18 protein-coding genes are annotated in these 22,416 nt (G+C 47.0%); 8 read left to right on the plus strand and 10 right to left on the minus strand.

What is annotated here, in order from left to right; translation table 11 throughout:
- Positions 1 to 8 precede the first annotated feature (8 nt).
- Positions 9 to 2,804 carry a cation-translocating P-type ATPase gene (locus ACEW81_RS04505; RefSeq protein WP_373531774.1) on the minus strand — a complete coding sequence of 932 codons (2,796 nt, stop codon included), beginning with the start codon at positions 2,802 to 2,804 and terminating at the stop codon, positions 9 to 11.
- A 301-nt stretch (positions 2,805 to 3,105) separates the two neighbouring features.
- Between ACEW81_RS04505 and ACEW81_RS04510 the strand changes: the two genes are divergently transcribed.
- Positions 3,106 to 3,642, plus strand: coding sequence for a hypothetical protein (locus ACEW81_RS04510; protein WP_373531775.1), 537 nt, complete (start codon positions 3,106 to 3,108; stop codon positions 3,640 to 3,642).
- Between the two features lie 36 nt (positions 3,643 to 3,678).
- Here the strand turns inward: ACEW81_RS04510 and ACEW81_RS04515 are convergent, their stop codons facing one another.
- Entirely contained in the window at positions 3,679 to 4,614 is a 936-nt protein-coding gene (locus ACEW81_RS04515; RefSeq protein ID WP_373531776.1) for a hypothetical protein, read from the minus strand.
- A gap of 241 nt (positions 4,615 to 4,855) precedes the next feature.
- On the opposite strand from ACEW81_RS04515, the gene ACEW81_RS04520 reads away from it, so the two are divergent.
- The gene (locus tag ACEW81_RS04520; RefSeq protein WP_373531777.1) at positions 4,856 to 5,629 is read left to right on the plus strand and encodes a tetratricopeptide repeat protein; all 774 of its coding nucleotides are present in this window, start codon (positions 4,856 to 4,858) and stop codon (positions 5,627 to 5,629) included.
- Between the two features lie 17 nt (positions 5,630 to 5,646).
- Here ACEW81_RS04520 and msrB read toward each other — a convergent pair whose 3' ends face one another.
- Positions 5,647 to 6,066: a peptide-methionine (R)-S-oxide reductase MsrB gene (gene msrB / locus ACEW81_RS04525; protein ID WP_373531778.1), complete on the minus strand. Its 420-nt coding sequence runs from the start codon at positions 6,064 to 6,066 to the stop codon at positions 5,647 to 5,649.
- A 174-nt stretch (positions 6,067 to 6,240) separates the two neighbouring features.
- Between msrB and cysQ the strand changes: the two genes are divergently transcribed.
- On the plus strand, positions 6,241 to 7,056 hold the full coding sequence (cysQ, locus tag ACEW81_RS04530) for a 3'(2'),5'-bisphosphate nucleotidase CysQ (protein ID WP_373531779.1): 816 nt from the start codon (positions 6,241 to 6,243) through the stop codon (positions 7,054 to 7,056).
- The gene (locus ACEW81_RS04535) at positions 7,049 to 8,446 is read left to right on the plus strand and encodes an FAD/NAD(P)-binding protein (protein ID WP_373531780.1); all 1,398 of its coding nucleotides are present in this window, start codon (positions 7,049 to 7,051) and stop codon (positions 8,444 to 8,446) included. Before cysQ ends, ACEW81_RS04535 begins: the two co-directional genes overlap by 8 nt.
- A 30-nt stretch (positions 8,447 to 8,476) precedes the next feature.
- On the opposite strand, the gene ACEW81_RS04540 is transcribed toward ACEW81_RS04535, so the two are convergent.
- Entirely contained in the window at positions 8,477 to 9,322 is an 846-nt protein-coding gene (locus ACEW81_RS04540; protein ID WP_373531781.1) for a DCC1-like thiol-disulfide oxidoreductase family protein, read from the minus strand.
- 209 nt (positions 9,323 to 9,531) lie between these two features.
- Entirely contained in the window at positions 9,532 to 9,810 is a 279-nt protein-coding gene (locus ACEW81_RS04545) for a hypothetical protein (protein WP_373531782.1), read from the minus strand.
- A gap of 599 nt (positions 9,811 to 10,409) precedes the next feature.
- On the opposite strand from ACEW81_RS04545, the gene ACEW81_RS04550 reads away from it, so the two are divergent.
- Together ACEW81_RS04550 and ACEW81_RS04555 are read left to right on the plus strand one after the other, a co-directional pair.
- A complete protein-coding gene (locus ACEW81_RS04550; protein ID WP_373531783.1) occupies positions 10,410 to 13,217 on the plus strand; it encodes a cation-translocating P-type ATPase in 2,808 nt (935 codons plus the stop codon).
- Positions 13,218 to 13,299: 82 nt separating this feature from the next.
- A complete protein-coding gene (locus tag ACEW81_RS04555) occupies positions 13,300 to 16,545 on the plus strand; it encodes a beta-phosphoglucomutase family hydrolase (RefSeq protein WP_373531784.1) in 3,246 nt (1,081 codons plus the stop codon).
- A gap of 156 nt (positions 16,546 to 16,701) precedes the next feature.
- Here the strand turns inward: ACEW81_RS04555 and ACEW81_RS04560 are convergent, their stop codons facing one another.
- The 5 genes from ACEW81_RS04560 to ACEW81_RS04580 form a co-directional block, all read right to left on the minus strand.
- On the minus strand, positions 16,702 to 16,974 hold the full coding sequence (locus ACEW81_RS04560; RefSeq protein WP_373531785.1) for a 2Fe-2S iron-sulfur cluster-binding protein: 273 nt from the start codon (positions 16,972 to 16,974) through the stop codon (positions 16,702 to 16,704).
- Positions 16,975 to 17,099: 125 nt separating this feature from the next.
- Entirely contained in the window at positions 17,100 to 17,489 is a 390-nt protein-coding gene (locus ACEW81_RS04565; protein WP_373531786.1) for a YraN family protein, read from the minus strand.
- Positions 17,490 to 17,549: 60 nt separating this feature from the next.
- Positions 17,550 to 17,879: a hypothetical protein gene (locus tag ACEW81_RS04570; RefSeq protein ID WP_373531787.1), complete on the minus strand. Its 330-nt coding sequence runs from the start codon at positions 17,877 to 17,879 to the stop codon at positions 17,550 to 17,552.
- 210 nt (positions 17,880 to 18,089) lie between these two features.
- Positions 18,090 to 18,995 carry a hypothetical protein gene (locus tag ACEW81_RS04575; protein WP_373531788.1) on the minus strand — a complete coding sequence of 302 codons (906 nt, stop codon included), beginning with the start codon at positions 18,993 to 18,995 and terminating at the stop codon, positions 18,090 to 18,092.
- Between the two features lie 301 nt (positions 18,996 to 19,296).
- On the minus strand, positions 19,297 to 19,995 hold the full coding sequence (locus ACEW81_RS04580; RefSeq protein ID WP_373531789.1) for a hypothetical protein: 699 nt from the start codon (positions 19,993 to 19,995) through the stop codon (positions 19,297 to 19,299).
- Between the two features lie 324 nt (positions 19,996 to 20,319).
- On the opposite strand from ACEW81_RS04580, the gene ACEW81_RS04585 reads away from it, so the two are divergent.
- Both ACEW81_RS04585 and ACEW81_RS04590 read left to right on the plus strand, forming a co-directional pair.
- Positions 20,320 to 21,615: a hypothetical protein gene (locus tag ACEW81_RS04585; RefSeq protein WP_373531790.1), complete on the plus strand. Its 1,296-nt coding sequence runs from the start codon at positions 20,320 to 20,322 to the stop codon at positions 21,613 to 21,615.
- A 49-nt stretch (positions 21,616 to 21,664) separates the two neighbouring features.
- Positions 21,665 to 22,201, plus strand: a complete 537-nt coding sequence (locus ACEW81_RS04590) for a methylated-DNA--[protein]-cysteine S-methyltransferase (protein ID WP_373531791.1) — start codon at positions 21,665 to 21,667, stop codon at positions 22,199 to 22,201.
- Positions 22,202 to 22,416: the final 215 nt, after the last annotated feature.

Below are 22,416 nucleotides of genomic sequence, written 5' to 3' on the forward strand. Positions count from 1 at the left end.
ACAAACCGTTATGGGGTGCGTGTGGTTTTCAAAGAGAAAAGCACAACACCCAGCCCCATGGCCATGGGTACAAAAACGGCGTTGAGGGGAAGAGGCACGGTCCCCATCAAATGGTTCGCCAGCGGTGTATAAACGGTCAGGGCCTGCAACAGTAAGCTGAGTCCAATCACCACCCAGGTAATGGGGGTGCTCACCATTTCGTTTAAGAACGAACTGCGTTTCTCGCCAGCGTTCATTGCTTGCACGTTAAACAGGTTGAGCGTTTGGCTAATAGCCATTCCGCAAAAGGCAGCCGTTCCAGCCATAGCAGGAGACAATTTTAAAAGAAAGAGGCAAACACAATAACTGCCGAGTCCGGCAATTACCATTAACATTCCCCAATAGGCAATAAGCCACAAATTTTTAGATGAAAGGGGATCTTGTTGCCAATGCGTTGATTCGGCCATGATGGCTGGTTTGGCTTGATCGTAGCGCCATTTTTGCTGCGTATCGGGTTCGCCGCTTTCACTGGCCGAACTCACAATGACATTGCTTTCCGGCACAGGCTCTATGGCCAGTACTATTGCTGGAATGGAAACAATAACCAGACTGAGCCAGATTAACTGAATGGCCTGAATAGGCAAGCCAAAGCCAGCCAGTACGGCGGCGGTTACAAACAATATTAATCCCAGATTACAGCTGAGGAGATAACGCAGGCATGATTGTATTTTGCGGCTGGAAATCCGGCTTTCCGCAATGGCATGTAAAATACCTTCCAGCCGATCGTTGAGCAGTATAATATCCGCGCATTCTTTGGCTGCCTGGGAACCTTGTAAGCCCATGGCAATGGCCACATCGCTTTTTTGAAGCGCGGGTGAGTCATTCACCCCGTCGCCCACCATGGCCACCACCTGATGACCTTGCTGGAGCGATGCCACAATGGCTAACTTTTCTTCTGGCTTGGTGCGGGCAAATACTTTTACCGTATCGGGTATCAAAGGCTGATCCCATGCCTCTAAATCGGATCGAAGCCACACTTCATCCGAAGCTTTTACGATTAGCCCCAGTTCACGGGCTGTCATTTCTGCGGTTGCTTTTTGATCGCCGGTAATCATAATCATTCGTGCCCCGGTATTTTTTAAAGCGCTAATGGCTTCACGAGCGCCGGATTTTGGAGGATCGATCAAGCAAACCCAGCCCAAAAAAATTGCATTGGCATAGGGGCCGCTGTCATCATTGTCCAGCATGGGTTTTTGGGCAAAGCCAACCACACGCAGATTATTTTCGTAAGCCATTTGGCGGTTTTGCATTAAAAATTCACTGCGCTGGTTCAGGTTTAATTCTTGCAGGCTGCCGTCAGGCTTCATGTAAAACCGACATTGTTCCAGCACCGATTCTGGCGCTCCTTTAATCATGGAAATGAGTTGCCCGTTGGGGTTTTCACACAGGGTGGCCGAGCGTAAGCTGACTGGATCAAAGGGAATGTTGATCCGTTGATGATATCCCGCTTCCAAACTGCCGGAGGCGGCCCGGTAAAGCGCCACATCAATGGGGTCCCCCATTAAGCCGCTTCGCAATCCTTCTAGCATGGTGCCGTTATTCAGACGGCCCACCCGCAATAAGGCTTCTATGGATTGACTGGGAAATGCCTGTTGGGTTTGCCAATGCGGATCGTAGGCAACGGCTCCCATTTCCGGTAAATAAAGCTGATCCAGCAACAAGTAATTCTCGGTGAGTGTCCCGGTTTTATCGGTACAAATCACATTTAAATCACCGATGGTTTCCAGTGCCTGAAAATTTTTGACCCATACGTTCTTCGTTCTCAAGCGGCCCATGCTCACTGATAAGATGAGACTGGCCAAGCCTGGGATGGTTTCAGGGAAAGCCACAATGGCCATGACCAAACCCATTTGAACCAGAGGAGCCATGGGCATTTGACGAGACAGACCCACCCCAATCACTACCGCTATCAATAGAAGAACGCCCATAAAAATTTTGAAACTTAGCGCGTTTAAATGCCGGGTTAATGGAGATTCCCGCTTTTGGGTATTGCGGGCCAGCGCCGCTATTTTGCCCATCACTGTTTGGGAACCCAGAGCAGTAACAATGGCTTCTCCCTTGCCTGTTTTAACCAGGGTGCCAGCAAATACCATGTTGGATAAAGCGGTTAAATCTTCCGAGGGGTGCAAAATATCGTTGGCATTTTTGGGAACCAGCACCGACTCTCCCGAAAGGGGCGATTCATCAACTTGTAACTGGGTACTGGAAACCAGACGGGCATCGGCTGGTATCATTTGCCCCCCGCCCATAACCAGAATGTCTCCCAAAGCCAGTTCACGTGCGTGGATGGTTGTGTTTTGTCCATTGCGACGCACGGTGCAGCGCAAATCTGCTGTGTCATTCTGATTTTTTTGTCCCCCAAAAGATTTCCACTGGATGATTCCCTGAATGCCCGTATTGATGAGCAGCGCAACCAGAATTAAAATGCCATCGGTTGGCTGGCCCATCAGGAATGACAATCCGGCTGCCGCTATAAATAGCAGAGACAACTTTGTTTTCAAGTGGCTCAAAAATACTTGACCGGGCGGCAAGCTGAGCGTTATTTTTGCTTCTGCTTTTTGGGATGCTTTATTTCGGATTTCAGCCTCTGCGTTTTCCAGTCCTTGCAAGGTGGTTTTTAGCAGGTTAAGGCAGGCACCAATGGATTGCGCATGGCACGGCCATTGGTGAGACTCCTCAGTGGCTGGCGCTTCATTCGGGCCGGTTTTTGGAGTGGCCAAGTCAGGCACAGGCTGATTTGAAGCAGACATGGAATGAAGTGACATGGTGCAAATTACCTCAACATAATTCCCTGGATTTTAAATGGCCCATAGCGTGAAAATATAAAAAGACTTCATGGAGATCATTCCACCTGCTTTTGATTTCAAACCAAATATTTCATTCTTGTAATTCTTGTGTGGCTGTATGGCTGGGCTTCCCGAGGTGCTCTATAAGGAGATTCAATACGCCAAACATAGCAGCATGGGCAATTGGCCCTTTACTAAATATTTTGTAGAGTGGTTGAACAGGTTGGGTTTATAAATGGGTTTATAAATGGGTTTGGATTGCCCCATTAAAAAGGAGTTGATGATGGCCACACGTCATTCACATCCACAGGATGGATATGAGCAAATCTCGGGTTTATTCATCTCGTATAAGGATTTTTCCGATTTGATTGAAGCGTTGCATATACGTGGTTTTAAAGAAGAGGATATCAGTGTTTTGATGTCGGAACATACGCATAATCAGTATTTTTCGCCTCAGGAAAACACAAAAGCACCGGAAGGAGCTGCTGTGGGAAGTCTCTCGGGTGGCATTCTGGGCGCGGTGCTTGGTGGTTTAACGCTGGTGGGCAATATTATTTTGCCGGGTTCAGGGCTATTGGTTGCCGGTCCTTTGGTGGGTGCTTTAACCGCTGGTGCTATTGGGGCGGCTACGGGTGGCTTGATTGGATCGCTGGTAGGCGCTGGTATCCCGGAGCATGAGGCTAAATTTTTTGAAAATGCCCTAAAAGATGAAGGGCATATTCTGGTGGTGGTCCATGTGTTGAAAACTCAGGTCAAAGAAGTGAAAGCCGTGTTTGAGCGGCATCATGCCACACAACTGAAAGTTTATAACGCCTGAACGCTTTGCGTTGAATGCCTTGAAAGCCAGTCTTGTTTAAGAGGCTGGCTTTTTGCTATGAGAGGCTTGATACTTTGTCAAAGCCTCTGGCTTGGGTTCAACTTTGATGTCGGCTTGCAGGTAAAGTTGGCGATCCCGAATTTCTGACTGAGTGATGGCCACTTTAACTTTGTGCCGATCCACCTTGATATGGTTCAGGTTCACGATTTGGCCAAAGTAGGTTTCTACCAGTCGTTCAATGTTTCGGGTGTCTTGAAACCCTTCAATTTGTAGCTCTAAATCGGAGAGGTGTAAACGCGATTTTTTAGCGGTGATTTGGCCACTGATTTTAACGGGGAGTCCAGATTCAATCGGTCGATCGTGTTTGTTCAGAATGGATTCGATGGTAATTCGATTATCGGCCAATAAAACGGAAGGATTGATGACATCCAGATAATGTTTTCCAAATGGAGGGATGGCAACTTTCAGGTTGGTGAGTAGTTTTCGACCTTTTTCGCTGGTCAGCAAGCGATTAATGTCCGCTTCGCTCATACGGGCTTTCATAGTCAAGGTCATAGGCTTAAGCAGAATGGGCCGATTGCTTTTGCTGATGAAAATCGGAGACTCTTTATTATTTTCAATATTAAATTCACTGAGGGGGATGAAGTCATCCAGTAAAACCTGCTGGCCGCTCATCTGAATCTGGCGTGCTTTACCGCCCCATAGATCGCTGGCGCTGTAAAGGGTCAGACGCGTCCGCAAATTTCCGGTCACATATCGTCCCACTTCCCGTTTTAAGATGCGATTGGCCATCCAGCCAGACACGGGGGTGAACCCACTTATATTTTGTACCAAACGATTAAACCCGTTGGCTGTTTTAAAAGGCGGGTAATTCATGGGCTTTTTTTCTGCCCAGGCCATAGACCCCAAAAGCAGCAATCCTGTCAGCATAATGGTACTGCTTTGATGAATGAGTTGGGTCCAGTTTTTCACACACATATCCTTTGTGTTTGGTGAACGGGCAATGCCATTACGGAAAAGTCTCTTGTCTTGCTTGTGATATCAGTCATTATAACTGTTTTGAAGCACGTTGATACTGATTTTTAGAGATTTTCCAAAGGGAACAGCTTGATTTTTTTTGCGTCAACAATTACCTGTATTCACTGTTACACTTAAAGGAAACGGTTGGCCCACACAATATCGGATTTGGACAATGACGATAGGGAAAGAGTTAATGAACGCTTGGGTATTTGGGGTTCTTTTGGTTTTATTATCAGGGTCTTCTCTGGCCACTGCCGCTGGCAATATTCCAGCGGTTTCTATAGGAAAGCCGTTGAGTGCGGGCGTATCTCAAGAAGCTGTGGGCCTGAGCGATGATATTCAATTCGCGGAAGCGCTGGTTAAGCAAAAGCCTCAGGATGCGGAAGCTTATTTTTTATTGGCTGTCGCTTACAGTCGTACCCCTTATTTGGAGCGTGCGCTGGAAGCCCTGGACCGCTCCAGACGACTGGCTCAAAAAAGCCCGGAAGGCTTTGCCCTTTTTGATCGTAAAATTGCCGAATATGAAAAAATGCGGCTAAAAACACCGGATGATTCTCGGATTTTATACCGATTAGGCTTTGGTTATTATATTCGGGGTTACGCAGTGGCCAATGGTTACATGAAGGACTCTACCATTGGGCCTAATGCGTTTTATGATCAAGCGGAGCAAACTTTTCAAGCTCTGGTTGCTTTGGATGCCACTGATTATTCGGCCAGAAATTACCTGGGTTATTTACTGGCTGAACGAGAGCCTGAAAAAAATTATGAAGCCGCCGTGGCCTTATGGCAGGATTCTTTAAGGATTAATCCTGAAAATCCAGGGGCTTACATGTTATTGGGTCAGGCTGCTTTGCAAAAAGGCAATCTCAAACAGGCGCTTCAATATAGCTCAAAAGCGCTACACGCTCGAAATGCCTGGCTAAAGTCCAAAGGCATTGATCCCGATACGGTGAAAGTGCGATTGTAATATTTAAAGTGACGCGCTTATTGTTTTTCCTGAAAATTTAAGGAAACGGAGTTAATGCAATACCGCAAGCCAGTGGGCTCTGGGCCGTCCTCAAACACATGGCCCAAGTGGGCGTCACATCGGGCGCAATGCACTTCGGTGCGAGCCATGCCAAGGCTTTGATCCGTTTCTGTCTCAACATTCTGATCACTCAGGGGTTGCCAAAAACTGGGCCAGCCTGATCCTGAATTATATTTGTTTTGAGAGTCAAATAAAGCCGTACCACAGCAAACACAGTGAAAAATACCCGGTTTTTTAAAGTCATTGTACTCGCCGGTAAAAGCCCGCTCGGTTCCTTTTTGACGGGTTATGGCATATTGCTCTGGGGTGAGGCTCTGTTGCCACTCTTGCTCGGTTTTTTGAATTTTGGTGGTTTTGTCCGGCTGCGTTGTGTCCATGAATGAATCCATCCCTTGTTATTCTACTTTTGTTTTGCATCCTGTCATTATACTTAAAGGGCAGGGGTTCTAATACGGCCACAACTTTTGTATTATCATTCTGTAGATAATATCTGGTTTTCCAAAAAAGTAGAATTTTACACTGTTAAACAAAAAATAGTGGGCGAAATTAAAATGACTCAGACCCTACAGCTTGATACAACCTCACTACAAGCGGTGATTGCAATAGCAAGACAAGCAGGCCAAGCCATTATGGCTGTTTATGAGGGTGGCTTTGAGCTGGAATACAAGTCAGACAACAGTCCTTTAACCACTGCGGATCAACGCTCGCACGACATTATTGAAGCTGGCCTGAGTGCGCTTTTCCCCAGCTTGCCTATTTTGTCAGAAGAGTCTAAACAGGTTCCATACGAGATTCGTAAAAACTGGGAATGCTTCTGGCTGGTAGATCCTTTGGATGGCACCAAGGAATTCATCAAGCGCAATGGGGAGTTTACGGTCAATATTGCGCTGATCTCTTCCGGTCGAGCCATTGCCGGGGTCGTTTACCTTCCCGCTCAGGATATCCTGTATTTTGCCGTGGAGGGCGAGGGTAGCTATAAAATGGATCAATCTGGCACCACCAAGCTGCCCCTTATAAATCGCTCCAATCAGGACCGTTTAACCGTGATTGGAAGCCGCTCTCACCATTCGGACGCCATGGAAGCCTTTATTACCAGGCAGAAGCAAAGTTATCAACATGTTCATTTGCAACCGGCAGGAAGCTCCCTAAAGTTTTGCTTAGTGGCAGAAGGAACAGTCGATCTTTACCCCCGACTGGCCCCCACCATGGAGTGGGATACCGCAGCCGCCCACGTTATTGCTCGGGAAAGTGGAAAATCAGTAATTCACTATGAAACAGGGCAGGAGTTGGTTTACAATAAGGAAAATCTTCAAAATCCCTGGTTTATTTGTGGTGACAAAGGATTCTGGTCCCCAAAGTATGAATAAAATTATCATTATCGGCGGTGGTTTTAGTGGAACCATGCTGGCCATTCAGTTAATGCGCTATAAACCTTCCGTGGCGTTGGATATTATTCTAATTGAAAAGTTTCATGATTTTGGCAAGGGCTTGGCCTACGGTACGCAGTCTCCTCACCATTTATTAAATGTGCCAGCCGGAAAAATGAGTGGTTTGCCACAAGAACCCGAGCATTTTCTCAATTGGCTGAGGCAAAAGAATTTTGACTTACAGCCCTCCAGCTTTGTTTCCCGAACTTCTTTTGGTGAGTACATGGCGGATTGCCTGGCGGAAGCGGAGCAATCAAAACCAGAAAATATTCACTTCCAAAAGCTGCAAGCAGAAGTCGTTTCAATTGAAGATCTGGAGATTAGCCCAAAAGTAAGGCTGCAAAGTGGCGTTTCGCTGCCAGCCCATCAAATTGTTTTAGCGCTGGGTAATTGTGCGGACGCAGTACCCAACAGCCCGGCAAGTTCTTTTTACGAGCATCCACGCTTTATTGCGAACCCCTGGAACGCCGACGCCATTGCGGATATTCCACCAGAGGCGGACCTGTTTATACTGGGCACCGGATTAACCATGGTAGACAAAGTCTTGCAGCTGCAAGACCAGGGGCATCGAGGGAAAATAGTGGCACTCTCTCGAAAAGGCATGATTCCACAGGTTCATGATCTCTCAGTACAACCATTTTCAAAGCTTTTTGATGAAACGGATCTAACTTCCCTCAGACAAATGGTGAAAAAATTCAGGGCTACATTGTCTGAAAAAGGGCTTGATTGGCGAGCTTTGGTGGATGGCTTGAGGCCAGACACCCAGAACATTTGGCGTCAATTGGCGGAGAAAGACAAAAAAACTTTCTTGCGGCATCTCCGGCCTTACTGGGAATATCACCGTCATCGGATGGCGCCACAAGTGCATGCCGAAATTCAGCAACTCCTGAAAACCGGCCAGTTAACCCTATTGGCAGGTCGTATTCAGGACTATAACGAATCCAGTGATGATGTTGAAATTGTGATTCAACCCCGAAAACAACGTGAATATCAAAGCCTGCGTGTCGCTCACGTTTTAAATTGCTCAGGGTCAGGTACCAATTTCCTGCAAAGAAAAGATTTATTGACCCAACAGCTGTTTAAGGATGGGCATATTGTGCCTGACAGCCTGAACCTTGGATTGACCTGTCGTCCAGATGGTTCACTGTTGAATAGCAAAGGGTTAACCACCGCTCTGTTTACCTTGGGTCCGCCCATGAAAGGGCTGCTATGGGAATCAACCGCTGTCCCCGATATCAGGCAACAGGCTCAAAGTCTTGCAAAGGTCTTGATCGAATCTATACCAGCGGACGCTGAAAAATTATCGGCGAACTCCCTTTACTACTGTTGATACCCCATTTCAGGTGCTTGGCCTTCTTTTTCAATGAAAAAGTTTCAAGCTCACTGAAAGCGAAAGTCCCATGGCTTGAAGCAGCAAAAACCAAAGCCAAGCCGCCCAATCTGGAAATTTTAGGCGGCGTAAGTCGCCCGATAAAACCCGGAATAGGATGAGGCTATTCAGAAGGAGACCAAACAGGGTTATTTTTAACAGGATTGGAGTGGTAACATGGAACCACACACCCAGCAGATTGATCAGCGCAAAGGGTAGCAATCCTAAGGTAGCCATTGCCATGACTACCAGGCATTGCTGAATAAAAACCCCATAACGTTTGGGTAGAACCATTGCAAAAACCAGAAAATTCAAGACCCAGCCACTGCCAGCCACCGTCATCCATTGCAAGCCCGTTTCCAGATACGACTTACCCGATTGCAAAAGGCCCAAAGATGCGCCAAAAATGGCTGATCCTATCAAAATAATGACCAGCAAGATGGCCCAAAACCCAGCCCGCCATCCCAAATGAAACGGCGGATCGCAGTCGCACGGAATATTACCGGAAGGCGCAATAATTCGACGATTCATCGCCACTAATTTGTAGAAGAATTTTCCCAGTCTATTGACGCCGGGAACATCAAAAAATGGCTTCACCCACGGAAAGCGCCGCATGGCGAGATGGCTTAAAACCTCAAAACCGCCCCAAACCTGGTTAGAAGGCCCCAGCAATAAAAATTCTGTCTTGATCCGTTCAGCCAGTATGGGTTCCGGGTTAGAGAACGCTTGCCATGCCTGAGTGTGGATATCCTGTAAAAAACCCCAGTCTGCGAGTTTTTGAACCCCTGCGATGCACAGGGGGCAATCTCCATCGTAAATCAGGGTCATCGCATCCATATCAGATCATCCGAAAGAAACAGATGCATCAACTATAGCATCGTCCATCCGGTTTCACGAGTTGAACTGCGAGGTGAGAGATGTTGGGACTGTTGGCAGTAAATAAAAAACTTCTAAAAAAATTTGCTGTGATAAGCCTAAAATAAAAGCGACCTTTGAAGGGGTCGCTTTTATTTTATATAGGGCAAGATAAACGTTTTAAACTAAGCCTATCGGGCAGTGCCGCCAATAATAATTTGTGAAAGAGAACTGTTTAACTGCTGGCTCAAAGCATTGTTGGGATTATTATCCATCCAGCGCTGTTTAATGGCCTGCAAATTTCCACGGCCTGTTTTAACCGTAAAACGATTATCATGACTCGCCAGAATTTGGCAGCTCAGGGTTTTTAAAAGCGTTTGAGCCTTATCAGTAAGCTCATCAGCCGGATGGAATACAAAAATCCCTTTAATAGGCTGTAGTGCGGGATTGCTAGGGTAATTGCGATTCAAATTTCACGACTTTTCTGAATGTACTGTGACGTTTTATTTAGTATAGCACTATTCCCTATTTTTGTCTTTTAATGTAAAGAACAAAATTTGAATGGCTGAGTTTCAAAGTCTCTGAAAAGTGCCTGAATAGATGAAGTGGTTCGCTTTATTGTGTTTGTTTACTTTGAATGTGCTTTTATCTCCCCAATCATCAACTGTTATTTTAAACCTCAATACCTGCCACACTTGCCACGCCATGGCTGAGAATAGATCCGGGTGAAAAGTGAAAGCCCTTTTCCTCAAGTGCTGAAAGTGTTTCAGCCTGAGTGGAAAAGTACGGACTTACATTTACAAAGGGTTCCGACTTGGAAAAAGCCGATGTATTGCTTACAATAAGCAATAATGGGTAGTTACATAAACCATTTTTTTATTGTAGGTAAGATGGGCTTAACTTATTTAAAGTCCAGTCTTCAATTCCAGAGTCACCATCGGCAAAAGGATAGCCCCCTTTTTTAATGAAACTCACTTTTGAGGCAGGCTTATTTTGCCGGGAGCGCGCTATTCGTTGAGCCGCTGGCACAAGCTGAAATAGAATCCAGCACCAATTGAAAGGCAGTCTGATGGGCGTTAATCAACTTTTAAATCAATCCGGACAAAAAGCGGTTCGTAATTGGCATTCACTAACCGCCAGCAATACAATTATTGAGCTGGAAAGTGACGCCAAAGGCCTGACCAGTACAGAGGCAACCACCCGTTTGCAAAGGGATGGTAAAAACATCTTGCCTGAAGGCAAGTCTGCTTCGTTATTGTCTATTATTATTTCCCAGTTTTTAAATCCACTGATTTATATTCTTTTGGTTGCCGCCGCTGCGTCCATTGTTTTGGGTGAATATAAGGACGCTTTATTTATCGTTTTGATTATCAGTTTTAATGCCAGCCTGGGCAGTTTTCAAGAGTTTAAGGCTGAGAAAACCGCCAAAGCATTGCAAAAACTTCTGAAAATTCAGGCTCATGTCATTCGAGACGGACAGGAGCAAGTACTGAGTGCTGAGGACCTGGTGGTTGGGGATGTCATTCTTTTGGAATCAGGGGCTAAAGTGCCTGCGGACGCTCGTTTAATTCAGTCTATTAACTTAGCGCTGGATGAATCGATGTTGACTGGTGAATCGCAAGCGGTAGAGAAAAAATTTGATAGCCTTTTGCAAGATCTAACACCTATTCAGGAAATGACCAACATGGTATTTGCCGGAGCCAATGTACTGTCAGGGCGGGCAACCGCCATTATTACCGGCACAGGCATGGCTACCGAAATGGGAAAAATCGCCCAAACGGTTAGTCAGACGCAACGTGCTACAACCCCCTTGATGAAGCGGATTGAGGACTTTTCAAAACGAATTGCCTTTATTATTGTTGGGGTTTCCTTGTTGTTGGCTGTGATTGGTATTTTAAAAAACTATCCCGCTCAGGAAGTATTTTATATGGCCATCGCTTTGGCGGTTGCCGCCATTCCAGAAGGGCTACCCATTGCGTTGACGGTCACATTGTCCATTGGCTCTCGTCGTATGGCAAAACGCAATGTGATTGTGCGACGCTTAATGGCTGTGGAAGGCTTGGGAAGCTGCACCTGTATCGCCAGCGATAAAACGGGGACGCTTACCCTGAATAACCAAACCGTTCGATTAATGGCCTTAATGGATGGCTCTGTGTTTGAGGCCACCGGAGAAGGCTACAACGGCAAAGGCAACGTGTTTTATCGCGACTGCGGCATCGATGAACTTCACAAAAACCCGCTGTCTGCTACTCATGAAAATGAACCCGCTCAAAGCTTGCAGCCTCATCAAATGGAGGCTTTGAAACCGGCTATTGTTGCCAGCGTTTTGTGTAATGACGGGCAGTTATACCAAGGTGGTGCTGAAGACCAATGGACTCACAATGGCGACCCTATTGATGTTGCCTTATTAGGGTTTGGCCACAAGTCCCGGTTGCTGACTCCTCAGGAGCAGGAGGCTTACCAGTTACTCGGCAAAATTCCCTATGAATCTGAAAGGCAATTTGCGGCCCAGTTTTATCAGGATGGCACTTCCGTTCGGGTTGCCATTAAAGGTGCCGCTGAAAAAATTATAAAAACTTGCACTCAAATGCAAACGCTGGATGGTATTGTGCCTCTGGATTCACAAAAAGGGGAAGAAATGACCAATCAGTTGGCAGAAGCCGGTTATCGTGTTTTGGCTATTGCCAGCGGTGAATTGGCAGAGGCCCCCGTGGGGGAGGAGCCGTCTGAAGCGGATTTACCCCCGCTTACCTTGTTGGCGCTGGTGGGCATGATTGACCCTTTAAGGCCCGAAGTGCCAAAGGCCATTGAAGAGTGTCGGCAAGCGGGTGTAAAAGTGGTGATGGTAACAGGCGATCATCCCGCCACCGCCCTGGCCATTGCTCGGCAGCTGGGTATTGCTCACACTCAAAATGAAGTGATTACCGGCGCCGAAATCCAGCGTTATGAGCAAGAAAATTCTCAAGAATTAGCCGTAAAAATTGAGCAGTGGTCTGTTTTCGCAAGAGTCACGCCATTACAAAAACTTCAAATCGTCAAAGCGCTTCAGGATTATGGGCATTTTGTAGCGGTAACCGGAGATGGCGCCAATGACACCCCCGCCCTGCAAGCGGCTAATATTGGGGTGGCCATGGGATCTGGGAGTGATATCGCCAAAGACGCCGCCTCCATTGTGATTACCGATGATAATTTTGCCTCCATTAAAGCCGGTGTGGAAGAAGGGCGTTTTGCGTATGACAATGTTCGAAAAGTGATTTTCCTTCTCACTTCAACGGGATTTTCCCTGATTTTTTTACTGGGGGCATCCTTGTTGGCCGGTTTGCACATTCCCTTCCATGCGGTGCATTTGCTGTGGCTGAATGTGGTGACCAACGGCATTCAAGATGTAGCCCTGGCATTTGAGGCCGGGGATCCGCAAGTATTGAAAAGACCACCCAGAAACCCTAAGCAGGGAATTTTTGATCGCATTATGATTGAACAAAACCTGACCGCTGGAGTCGTTATTGGAGTAATAACCTTTGCAGCCTGGATTTGGCTACTACACTATAGCAATTACAGCGAAAAAGAAGCTCGAAACCTGCTATTATTACTGATGGTCCTGATGCAGAATATTCATGCTTTTAACGTTCGTTCTGAAACAAAGTCTGTTTTCAAAGTGCCACTCAGTAATAACTGGATTCTGGTAGTCGGAACTTTATCAGCGCAAGGAATACATATTTTGGCCCTGCACCTGCCTATTCTTCAGGACATTCTGGATACCGCTCCGGTCAGTTTGATAGAGTGGGGCACACTACTGGCGGTTTCTTCTTCGTTGCTGATAGCGATGGAACTGTTCAAATGGTTCAAGCGTAGACAGCTCGCAGTTTCGGCAGCGTAAGCAAACCATTGCCTTGGCAGATTGATTGAAAATAGAGGATTTTGAAATGACACCCTTGGAAAATTTAAACGCAGAACAAACAATGACATTCACAATATCCCCTAAAGATTTTGATGCTGTTATTTTTGATATGGACGGCGTTCTGACCCAAACAGCCAATCTTCATGCCGAGGCCTGGGGTACTTTGTTTAATGAGTATCTGGAGAAAAAAAGCGGGCTGGATTCGTGCCATTACGCCCCCTTTGATCCCCAGCAGGATTATCTGGAATATGTGGACGGCAAAGCCCGTGTTGACGGCATTCAGAGTTTTTTAGAAAGCCGGGGGTTGAGTCTTCCGTTTGGAAGCGCCTCTGATGCCTTGGAAATGGAAACGGTTTCTGGATTTGGCAATCGGAAAAATCAGCTGTTTCACCAGTTGCTAACGGAACGAGGACTGGAATTGTATGACACCACTATTTCTTTCATTCATGAATTGAAAGCAGCCGGTGTTAAGGTGGCTTTAATTTCCGCCAGTAAAAATTGCGTGATGATTTTAGAAAAAACAGGGCTTACCACTCTGTTTGATGCAAAAGTAGACGGTGTAGACGCTGAACGGCTAGGGCTTAAGGGCAAACCCATGCCCGATGTGTTTTTAGAAGCCGCACGGCAATTAAATGTATTGCCCCATCAGGCCGCCATTGTGGAAGATGCCGTTTCCGGGGTTCAAGCTGGAAAAGCAGGGCAATTCAAACTGGTGATTGGGGTTGATCGAGGTTACAACGCCGATTCATTAAAAGCCAATGGCGCAGACTGGGTGATTACTGATCTGGGTGAGCTTACGCTTTTAAAGCAAAATGAACCGTTTAAAGTGGGTGACGTTTTTGAGACGGCCTCTGATTTGACAGATTTTAGCGGGGTTGATCAAAGTCCCTGGCAGTTGATTTACACCGATTTTGATCCGGTTCGGGAAAGACAAAGAGAGTCATTACGGGCATTGGGCAATGGTTATTTAATAACCCGAGGGGCTGCGGCCGAAGCCACGGATGATGGCATCCATTATCCGGGTAATTATTTTGCAGGGCTTTATAACCGGTTAAAAACCGATGTTGCCGGTGAAGTTCTGGAAAATGACGACTTGGTAAACGCGCCCAACTGGCTAACGCTTACTTTTCGATGCAATCAATCGGACTGGTTTGCGCTGAAAGATGTCAAGGTTCTGGACTACAAAAAGCGTCTGGATCTCAAAAAAGGAATTCTTTACAGCATTATTCGTTTTGAGCAACCCAATGGAGAAATAAGCCGTATTGAGGAAAGACGGCTGGTCCATATGCGTTATTTCCACTTGGCGGCCCTGGAGTTTCGGATTACGCCTGAAAACTGGTCAGGATTGTTGGAAATTAAAGCCGCGCTGGATGGCCGAGTTCAAAATAACAACGTAAAGCACTACGAATATTTGAACAAGCAGCACTGGCACCCACTGGAAGCCTGTGTGGATGACCATGGTTTTATGTTTTTAAGAATGAAAACCAACCAGTCTCATATTGAACTGGCTCAAGCTGCCCGCCTGCGGTTTTACCAGTTAAACGCGGAGAACACTCCTGATTATCGCTGCAATTCTATTGAAGAATTAAATTACGTTGAGAAAATATTTCAAGTCGAAGCCGTCCAAAATCAGACCATGGTGCTTGAAAAAGTAGTCAGTCAGTTCACGTCTCGGGATCAGGCCATGAGCGACTGCGGAGAAGCTTGCAGGCTTGAGCTTCTTAAGGCTGAATCTTTTGAATCTTTGGCTAAAAGCCAGATTCTGGCCTGGAAACATTTATGGCGATTATTCGATATTGAAATCGAGGCGAATGACGATAGAGAGCAAGAGGTTGCAACTGAGCTGATTCTGCATTTGCATATTTTTCACCTTTTGCAAACGGTGTCTGAACACTCGATTCAGCTGGATATTGGCATTCCTGCCCGAGGGTGGCATGGCGAGGGGTACCGGGGGCATATTTTCTGGGATGATATTTTTATATTTCCGTTCCTGAATTTTAGAATGCCAGCATTGACCCGCTCTTTGCTAAAGTATCGGTATCGCCGTCTGGAGCAGGCTAGAAGCCAAGCGGTTCAAGCCGGTTATCGGGGAGCCATGTTCCCGTGGCAAAGCAGCAGTGACGGTCGTGAGGAAACCCCCACCCAGTTTTATAACCCACGCTCAGGCCGATGGATGGACGATAATAGTCATTTACAGCGTCACATCAATTCATCCGTGGTTCACAATGTTTGGCAATATTATCAGGCCAGTGGCGATATTGAGTTTCTGGTGGGTTATGGCGCAGAAATGGTGCTGGAGATTGCCCGCTTTTGGGCCAGCGCCTCTACGTATGATCCCGCTCAAGGGCGTTATGAGATTAAAGGCGTGATGGGCCCTGATGAGTACCATGATGGCTATCCGGGGGCAGACAAGCCGGGCTTGAATAACAACGCTTACACCAACATTTTTGCGGTTTGGGTTTTTTGTCGCGCGCTGGATATTTTGAAAATACTGCCAACCCTGTACAAAGAGCAGATTGTTGAAAAAATAGGGTTGACCCAGGAAGAGATTGTAACCTGGGAAGATATCAGCCGGAAAATGAAGATTGAAATCCAGGAAAACGGTATTATTAGCCAATTTGAAGGCTATGATCAGCTTGAGGAGTTTGACTGGGATGGCTATCGTGAGAAATATGGGAGCCTCTATCGCCTTGATTTAATCATGGAGTCAGAAGGCAAGCGGATGAACCAGTATAAAGCCTCTAAGCAAGCGGATTTATTAATGCTGTTTTTCCTGTTTTCGGCCGAGGAATTGCAAGAGCTTTTTGAACGGCTGGGCTATGAGTTTTCTGAAGAGGCCATTCCCCGAAATATTGATTACTATTTACAACGAACTTCACACGGCTCCACCTTATGCAGGGTCGCTCACGCCTGGGTACTGTCCCGCTCCAACCGTGCGCATTCCTGGCAATTGTTCCGGGAATCCTTGCTGAGTGATGTGGCCGATATTCAGGGTGGCACCACCTCTGAAGGTATCCACATGGCCGCCATGGCTGGCACGGTGGATATTATTCAGCGTTGTTATACCGGCATGGTGGCCAGAAATGACGTGCTGTGGTTTAACCCCTGCCTGCCCGAACCACTGCAAAGAATGCGCCTGAACCTAGACTACAGGCAACAGTTACTTCAGGTGGAATTAACGCACCAGTATCTTTCCATAAAATCCTGCGTTAAAACGAAAGCTCCGGTGCAAATTGGTTTTCAAAATCAAGTTTATTCACTGGCAGGATGCGAAACGCTCAAGTTTGATTTGACAGCAACCCCTTAACCAGCCTCATCACAACAAAACAGGCCATAAAATCCTCAACTGGATTTTGTGGCCCGTGCTGTTTTTAAAAAATCAGAGTCAGGAATGGGGCTTTGGCAAAGCACCAAGCGCTTTATCACGCTTAAAAAGCGCTCCGCAGTGGCGGTTTACCATTCTTTAAATGGTTTTTACCACCACATCGCCGGTAATACGGCATTGGCAGGACAGGCGATCATCCTGAGACAAGTAAAAAACCGCTTCTTCCACCACTGTTTTTGGACAAACATTGGCGCTACCTTCCTTTACCGTCACCACGCAATTGCAGCAAGCGCCCATACCTCCACATCGGTCATGAACACTGACGCCTAATAGATGAGCCGCCTCACGCAGGGTGGTTTCCGAATCAATATCAATGGATTGACCACTGGGCAAAAAAGTGACTTTTGGCATATTCTCTACCACTCAAAATCTTCACGCACGAAAAATACCCATACAGGTATTTTATATTGTCATAATACCTTGTTTGATTGAAAAGCACATGCCTTTCAGAAAAACATTAAAGGCAACCCGCCCGCTCAAGCGTCATTTGACGTAAATGCGCTTTCAATATGAGTAATATTAGCCGGTTGAGCGCCTCCTGGGAAATAAATGGCAATCACATCAAAGCGAATGCTCACATCAGCGCTGACGGGGTGGGTACTTAAATACGCTTCAGCCAGTGATAGAATCTGATGGATTTTTTTCTGATCAACCGCCTCTTGTGGACTCCCTTGAGCCAGGCTTTTGCGGGTTTTTACCTCGACAAACGCCAACAGTTTCACCTCAGGGTGAAAAACAACAAGATCAATTTCTCCATTTTTACCCCACCGCCAGTTCAAGGCCTCAATACGAAACCCTTTTTGACGAAGAAATAACTGAGCAATCTGCTCGCCTCTGTGTCCAGTTTGATTTCCAGCCTGTGACATGAATCCGCTTAAAGTAATTACACTGCTTATAGGTGACCGTATGTTACCTTGAAAAAATCATTAAGCGAAGGTTTTAAAGGTGGATTCAATGTTTTTACTAATTACTTTCCGAACCGCTTCGATTTCGGTTTGGACAGCATCACGCTGGGTATCTACCCGTCTGAGTTGAAGCTCCAAAGATTTATCAATGGATTGAATGGCGGCGGTCCGGGCCTGCAATTGTTGGGCCTCTACTGATTCCGGCTCCAGGTTGGAACTGATGGTAAACAAGGCACCACTCACGTTGGCCAACTGTAATCTAGCCTGGTTAATAAATTGTCCCTGAAGCTCCAAATCGCTTCTGCGGGCGGTAAGCATCATAAATCTTGCTTGACTAGCGGCGAAACCCATAATGGACTCCTTTTATAATTGTTTTCAAACCCAGTCTTCAATGTTATATGTATATAAAAAAAAGATACGGAGTAATATTGATCGATATCCGAGGAAGTTTAATATCTCTTAACAAAACAAAAAATCCCCGGAATGATTTCATTCCAGGGATTTTGAATGTATGTTTACCTGTATTTGGTTTGCCTGTGGCAAAAAAAACGTTTTTAGGCGCTAAAAGTCCAAAGCCAAAGCGGCTGTAGCGCTGGATTGAATGACTGGTGTATTGTCCATCGCTCCTGATTTGGAGGCTGCTGAAACAATGGAACGAAAGCGTTTCATGGCCAAGCTATCGGCATCAGGCGGCACCAAAGCGGCAATGTCTCCACTGGTATCATTATGTTGCATGGCGTTCCCGTATTGGGTTTCTGAAACGTTTAACGCTTCAGACAACAGCGTTTCAATTTGGTTTCTATCGGATAAGGGGACCCCAGGATGGCTCAACAATTGCTCCTGATGGCTGGCTAAGGCGTCACTCCAGTTTGAGATGCTTTGCAACGCGTTTCTCTGCTTCAGCTGGGATTGACCGCTATTCATCCCCGGTAGGCCCATCAAACTGGCCATTTCTGATAAGGCTGTATTCTCTTTGTGCTTGGGGCCATTGGTTTCAAAGGTGGCTTGCGAGCCTGCCAAAAAGTAAGCTTGTAAAGCAGCTTGCTCGTACATGGCCTTCAATTCAGTATTGCTTGTTTGTGTGGCCAGCCGATCCATTAACCGGGCTGCTTCCAACGCCTGATTTATGGCAGGCGACCCCACTTGCACCGTATGGCCCTCTGCGCTGGAAACATTACTGCCTCCCCCAAAGCTTTCAGTCAATCCAAGCGTCTGTTCTGTGGTATTTTTGGGGTTGTGTCCTTCTGCCGCCGGACTTCTACCCCCAATCACCGGCTTATCCGCATTGACTTCAAAGCGAGCCAGATTTTGGACGGTAGAAGAGGCATTGCCAACAACCAACTGACCCAGCAAGCCTTCGGTCGATCGTCCTAATACAGAAAGCCCTGCTATCCCCATCAAGGTCATTAATCCCAGTAGAAGCGCATATTCACTTAAATTGACGCCGAAGAAACGGCCATTACGCATATGGATAGTACCCCTTTGGTTACAACCTCAACACATGGGTCCTATCGGCCTTAACCTGGTAAACTATAATCTTTTGTTCACAAGATTTACGGTTTGTTACCTTCTGCAAACACAAAGGCATCAACCCAAACCAGCAATCGAACCTAGGCAAGGCCTGAACGAGGTGCCATCGTCACCGTGGAACCTGGCTGTGAACCAAGGTGAGCATGCTTAAAAGGGTTTTAACGATTTAAAAGCAACCAATTGGTAAGCGAGATTACCCCCTAAAGCCCCCAGTATCCCCTCTGCTTCAAAATTCGGTTCAATCGTTGCGGGAAATCTTGCCAGCGCCGCCATCAATGGTCTGCGTATTGGAAATGGGTACCGTATAGTCAGGGTCTACCACAATGTTCAGGATCATTCGCTCGTCTTTTTGCAAGTTTGGGAAATGAATACCTATTTGATGCTGAAAAGTGCGCCAATCGTATTGAATATGCTTGATAACGCCTTTTAAATGGCAGTCTTCCCCTTTGCAGTTTAATTTAAAGTCATAGGTCTCATTGACCGTTAACTTCAAAATGGCGCGCTGAGCGGTGTAAGTTAGCCCCAAGCCGTATGGCGTTCCATTGGTTGCCAAAAACAAGGTTTGGGAATCCACCAGCAAAACCGGAAAATTAACCGGCAAGCGTGTCTGAGAACGGCGTTCATCGGTAGAAGCTTTAGAAATGGGGGTGCATATATGTACAAACTTGCCCTCTATTTCCTCTATCTTTAATACCGTGACCGAAAAAGCGCTAAAATTTCCGCCACCCTGACTCTCTTCACTGGTGCTGATGAAAATACGGGTGCCGACTGATACCTGGGTATCTGAACGACGCTTAACCCCTAGCAGCAGGCGAACTTCCTGATTATTGGCATCCAGAATTTCCATATAGCAATGTACGAAAACATTTTTCGTAATTTGGTATCTGGCTTTGCGAATCGGGTTAGTAGACCCAGACTGGCTTAATTCCACAGCCATAACAATATAAAAACGCCTCAATTTTGCCTCTATCATACCATATAGAGCCATTTTACAAACCAATTTGGTTGAGAGGCCCGCTGATTTTCTGTTCAAGCCATCTAAAAAGTCGTACAATAGAGGTATTGAAGTCAATGCCTGCCATGCTCCCAGCGTCTTTCCAGACCATGCCGCATCCTGACGCCGGGTATGAATCGATTCGAGCCACGCTTACAAAACTTTTGCCGAAAGACGCCCCAGAAGTTTAATCCCTCCACCGCTGAGGGAACAAGGGTTCAAAAAAACAGTCCTAACCATAGGACAAACGAAGGGTCAGGAGCGCTAATGAATCTTAAACGGAATTTTTGGATTCGACTTGTATTGCTCTGTTTGGCAACACTCACACTGGCTTTTTCAGGGGTCACAGAGCTGTCTAATGCCTTGGCAGCCCCTGCCATGAGCGGGACACAGCAGACCCAAAGTGTTCAAATCCTTGAAAATACGCTGTTTGCCATACAGTACGATCAGGACCCCCTGGAAAAACGGGTGGGTCGACTGGAAGAAACCGTATTTGGTCAAGCCCAGTCGGGCTTACTGACTGCTAGAATCGATAAGCTTAAAACAGCGTTATCGCCCAGCACGCTGGGGCCTTTGTCTGCCAAGGCAGAACAGAAAGTGGTCACCAAGCCGCTCAAGGCCAATAAAACCAGTGGCAACACCAGTAATAAAACCAGTGCTAATAACAAGCCTGTATCGCCTAACAACACCAGCGCACAAACCACACCCACCACTCAGCAGGCTTTGCCTGCCCCGGAGGAAAGTGATTATCCAACCATTAGCCAAATGGAGCAAAAATTATTTAAGCAGACCTATATAAAAGAAGACATTACACTGCGTTTGTCCCGATTGGAAAAAGAAGTGTTCAAAGTCCCTCAAACGGGGGATTTGGCCAATCGCATGGATAACCTGCGTTTGGTGGTGCTGGGAGATACGGGCAGCACCCCGCAAAGCGTGGCTTCCTATGCCATGCCTAACAATACTCCTAACAGTGCCTATATTCCGTCTCCGGGACCCAACCAGGCATATACTCCGCCTCAATACGGCCAAAATGGCATGGGTGGCTATTATCCCACTCAAGCTCCTTATGGAACGTCTGGAAATGGGTACAATCAAGCGGGCGGCAGCGCCTATCCTGGCAGTCAGGTCGCCTCAGGGGATCCGTTTTATAACGGCAATCCACAAGCTTACGGGCAACCGGTACCCGGCAATTATCAGCCTTCCTCCTATCCACCCAACAATAGCGGAGATTATCAGGCATCTTATCAACCCGGCACCAATCCCGCTGGCATGATGCCCAACGGTCAGGTTTCCCCGGATATGCTGGCGGCCATGGATGAAGTGGAAAAACAGGTTATCGGCCATACGTTTCCCAGTGAGCCTATGAATGCCCGACTGGATCGGGTGGAAACCAAAGTGTTTCATACCACCTCGCCCGAACTGGCCCCTCAGGATCGGATGCAACGAGTGATTGCGGTGGCCTCGGCAGGGGGTGCGCCCTCTTCCCCGCAGGCAAAAGCCAAATCCACGTTTCAGTCCATTTTGCCCATTATTCTAACCATTCTACCGCTCATCCTGCTTTAGCCACCAAGGGCTAAACCTTTTTTAATCGGCTTGACTCAAGGAATCTGGCATGACAAACACCCTGGTGCTTTCCTCCCCCGTTGGCTGGTGGCGGCTTTACAGTTCGGAAACACACCTGCAACAGGTGGAATGGCTGAACCTGCCCCCGGAGCCAACTGAAAAACAATGCCCGGAATCCAAGCTGGAACAGCGATTGAGCTGCATGATCAGTCGCTACTTCAAAGGAGACGTAGTTCACTTTGCCCCCATACCGGTTTGCCTGACGGGCAGCCCTTTCCAAAACCAGGTGCTGGAAGCTTTGCGTCAGGTTCCTTACGGAGAAACCCGCAGTTACCAATGGCTCGCTACCGCCTGTGGAAATCCCAAGGCCAGTCGGGCCATGGGGGGCGCTTTGGGGCGCAATCCACTGCCGCTAATCATTCCCTGTCATCGCATCATTACCAGCGCCGGGGGGTTAGGCGGGTTCATGAGGGGCAATGATACCGGCGCGTTACGCTTGAAGGGTGATCTGTTGGGTGTCGAAGGCATATCTTTAAAAAACGAAAAACCGCGACCCATTGTTTTCCGCAATAAGGGTTGTCCCTGAAAATCGCTTTTAAAAGAACCTTTTCGGTTAAAACTCCCCAAGCTGAAGCGATGGGAATCGAACCGGGTGTCAGCAGCTCTTTCGGTCAGGGACTGAGCCGTCTCTGACTTGTTTCGGGCGTAAAGCTCATGTTTGGGAGTCCAGAAAGATTGGGCCGCCTTGGTTTTCCGCTGAGCAGATCCGCCCCCTGAAGCGGTGGGCCCCTCTCCATCGTT

Source organism: Vampirovibrio sp., assembly GCF_041737375.1.
Lineage (GTDB): Bacteria > Cyanobacteriota > Vampirovibrionia > Vampirovibrionales > Vampirovibrionaceae > Vampirovibrio.